The sequence below is a fragment of the Pseudorhodoplanes sp. genome (assembly GCF_035565795.1).
In the GTDB taxonomy this organism is placed as follows: Bacteria; Pseudomonadota; Alphaproteobacteria; order Rhizobiales; family Xanthobacteraceae; genus Pseudorhodoplanes.
Genome location: NZ_DATMRV010000120.1, coordinates 1 through 3,393 on the forward strand (window position 1 = coordinate 1; position 3,393 = coordinate 3,393).

A 3,393-nucleotide genomic window follows, 5' to 3' on the forward strand; every position below is an offset into this window, starting at 1 on the left:
CCCTTGAAGGCGGGGAGGAGCGCCGGATGGATGTTGAGCATCCGGTTCGGCCATTGTCCCACAAACCACGCGGTGAGGATTCGCATGAAACCGGCGAGGCAGACGACTTCGATGCGATGCTGAAGCAACACGTCCTGCAACGCGCGTTCGAAGGCCTCGCGATCCTTGCCGTAAGTTTTGTGGTCGACCACAGCCGTCGCGATCCCGGCCTCGGCAGCGCGCTGCAGGCCGCCAGCGTCCGGCCGGTTGGATACGACCAGTGCAATTTCAGCGGGATAGCTCTCGTCGCGCGCAGCCTCGATCAGCGCGGTCATGTTGGAACCGCGACCGGAGATCAGAACAGCGGTCCGCTTGCGCGCCATGATGCGCGTTACAGCGACAGGTCGAGCGCGCCGCGATAGGTCACGCGATCCTCGCCCGCCGCCGGTACGACCGTGCCGATCTGCGTTACCGTCTCGCCGTGGTCGCGCAGCACCGCAAGCACCGCATCGACATTCCCGGGCGCGACAACCGCGATCATGCCGATCCCGCAATTGAAGGTGCGCAGCATTTCAGGGACCGCGACGCCGCCTTCTTTCGCGAGCCAGCGGAATACGGGAAGCGCGTTGACGGCGGAGAGGTCGATGTCTGCGCCGAGCCCCTTTGGTAACGCGCGCGGGATGTTGTCCGGAAAGCCGCCGCCGGTAATGTGCGCCAGCGCCTTGACGGCGCCGGTCTTGCGGATCGCGGCAAGGCAGGACTTCACGTAGAGCCGGGTCGGTTCGAGCAGCGCTTCGCCCAGGCTCTTGCCCGGTGCGAACGGTGCCGGCGCCTCGAAGCCGAGGCCCGAGCGCTCCACGATCTTGCGCACCAGCGAGAACCCGTTGGAGTGAACGCCCGAGGACGCCATGCCGATGATCGCATCGCCTTCGCCGATATCGGCGCGTGGCAGGATCGTGCCGCGTTCGGCGGCGCCGACCGCAAATCCAGCGAGATCGTAATCGCCCGGCTGATAGAGGCCGGGCATTTCCGCGGTCTCGCCGCCGATCAAGGCGCAGCCGGACTCGCGGCAGCCCTTGGCGATACCGGCCACCACCTTCGCACCGGCATCCGGATCGAGCCTGGAGCAGGCGAAATAGTCGAGAAAGAACAGCGGCTCCGCGCCCTGGACGACGAGGTCGTTGACCGACATGGCGACGAGATCGATGCCGATCGTGTCGTGCCGTCCGGTCTCGATCGCGATCTTGACCTTGGTGCCGACGCCGTCGGTCGCGGCCACGAGGACCGGGTCCCTGAAGCCGGTCCGGGCGAGATCGAACAGGCCGCCAAATCCGCCGATTTCGGCATCGGCTCCGGCGCGTGCCGTCGACCGCACCAGCGGCTTGATAAGGTCGACCATCCGGTTGCCGGCATCGATGTCGACGCCGGCCTGTCCATAGGTCAGGCCGCCCTCCGGGATGGATTTCTTGCCGGACATCTGTTCAAAGCCCCATCGTCCAGAATTTGGCGCGCCTTGCGGCAAATTCGCCGCGTGGTAGCGCGAAAATCGTATTAGGCGCAATGCTTTGGGCGCGGTTATAATTGTTCGAGGGCCGAGTTATCCGGTCCTGATTCTGCCGGGGCCTTGCGTTGAGCCTACCTAACCTCATTACCATGGCACGCATTCTGTGCGTGCCGCTGATCGTTTGGGCCATCACGTCTGGCCAGATGCTGCCTGCCTTCGTGCTGTTTCTTGCCGCCGGCATCAGCGACGCCGTCGACGGCTTCCTTGCCAAGCGGTTCGGGATGGCGACCGAACTCGGCGCCCTGCTGGATCCGGTGGCCGACAAGGCCCTGATCGTGTCGATCTACGTGGCTCTTGGCTTCACCGAGACGCTGCCGCGCTGGATGGTGATTCTGGTGGTATCCCGGGACATCCTCATTGTCGGCGGCTTTCTGCTGGCCATGCTGATCAACCGCCCGATGCCGGTCCGTCCGCACCCCGTGTCGAAACTGAACACCGTGGCCCAGATCGTGCTCGCCGGCACGGCGCTGGGATCGCTCGGCCTGCATTTTGAGGTCGGATGGGTCTTGCCGGTTCTGATGGCTCTGGTCACGATATTGACGTTGCTTTCGATCGGCTTCTATGTCGCCGAATGGATACGCCATTTCGGTACCAATGGAGCCGCACAATAAGGGCGGCAGGGGGCGGCAGAGCATGAACACCACGACGACGGGTCCGACCGACGGTCCGCCGCCGCAACTGACCGGCGGCCCGCTCACATTGCGGCGTCAACTCATCTTCTGGACTGGCGCGCTGGTCGTCTTCATCCTGTTGCTCTGGTTGCTTGGCGATGTGCTGATGCCGTTCATCGCCGGCATGGCGCTCGCCTATCTTCTCGATCCGCTGGTCCGTCAGGTGCAGCGCCTCGGTCTCAGCCGAGCGATCGCTTCCGTCGTCGTTGTCCTGATTTTCATCTCCCTGATCGCACTCGCGCTGATCCTGCTGGTGCCGGTTCTGGCCGAGCAGATTGCCGATTTCGTCGCGCGCGTGCCGCATTACGTCGAGCGGCTGCGTCAGGTGGTCAACGAGGCAAGTCAGGGCTGGGTCGGGAAATACATCGGCGAAAAGATGCCCGAGGCGCAGAAGTCGGCGGGCACAGTCGCGGCCACCGCCGCCAGCTGGGCAGGCTCGTTCCTCGGTTCGCTCTGGACCGGCGGGCGTGCGCTGGTGTCGGTGCTTTCGCTGGTGGTGATCACCCCGATCGTCGCCTTCTATCTGCTGCTCGACTGGCCGCGCATGCTCCAGACCGTCGACTCATGGACGCCGATCCATCATCGCGAAACCGTGCGCGGTCTCGCGCGCGAGATGGACAACGCGATCGCGGGCTTCGTCCGTGGTCAGGCCATCGTGTGCATGATCCTCGGCACGTTCTACGCCGTCGCACTGATGCTGATGGGCGTGAATTTCGGGCTGCTGATCGGGATCACGGCCGCCATCCTCGGCTTTGCGCCGTATGTCGGGACGATCACGGGTTTCCTGCTCGCAGTGGGTGTCGCGACGGCGCAGTTCTGGCCGGACTGGCATATGCCGGCGATGGCCGCGGCCGTGTTCCTGGTCGGACAGTTTGTCGAGGGAAACATCCTGCAGCCTCAACTCGTTGGCAAGGAGATCGGACTGCACCCAGTGTGGCTGATGTTCTCCCTGATCGCCTTCGCCTATCTGTTCGGTTTCGTCGGGTTGCTGGTTGCGGTGCCGGTCGCGGCTGCGATCGGTGTGCTCGTGCGTTTCCTGCTGCGGCAATATATGGCGAGCTCCTATTACACGGGCGGCAAGTTGGGCTGAGTGATGGCGTCGCCGCCGCGGCAACTCGCGCTCTCGCTCGATCATGAGGAGAGATTGTCGCGCGAAGATTTCCTGCCCGGGCCGCCGAA

Annotated in this window: 4 protein-coding genes; 2 read left to right on the plus strand and 2 right to left on the minus strand. The window is 64.3% G+C overall.

What is annotated here, in order from left to right; translation table 11 throughout:
* The coding region (gene purN / locus VNZ93_RS11640; RefSeq protein WP_325704651.1) for a phosphoribosylglycinamide formyltransferase at positions 1-362 on the minus strand (362 nt) is incomplete at its 3' end.
* A gap of 8 nt (positions 363-370) precedes the next feature.
* Positions 371-1,456 (minus strand): phosphoribosylformylglycinamidine cyclo-ligase, encoded by a 1,086-nt coding sequence (gene purM / locus VNZ93_RS11645; protein ID WP_325704654.1) that lies wholly within the window; start codon positions 1,454-1,456, stop codon positions 371-373.
* 152 nt (positions 1,457-1,608) lie between these two features.
* Between purM and VNZ93_RS11650 the strand changes: the two genes are divergently transcribed.
* Positions 1,609-2,154: a CDP-alcohol phosphatidyltransferase family protein gene (locus VNZ93_RS11650; protein WP_325704657.1), complete on the plus strand. Its 546-nt coding sequence runs from the start codon at positions 1,609-1,611 to the stop codon at positions 2,152-2,154.
* A gap of 22 nt (positions 2,155-2,176) precedes the next feature.
* Positions 2,177-3,304, plus strand: a complete 1,128-nt coding sequence (locus tag VNZ93_RS11655; RefSeq protein WP_325704660.1) for an AI-2E family transporter — start codon at positions 2,177-2,179, stop codon at positions 3,302-3,304.
* The last annotated feature ends 89 nt before the right edge of the window (positions 3,305-3,393 follow it).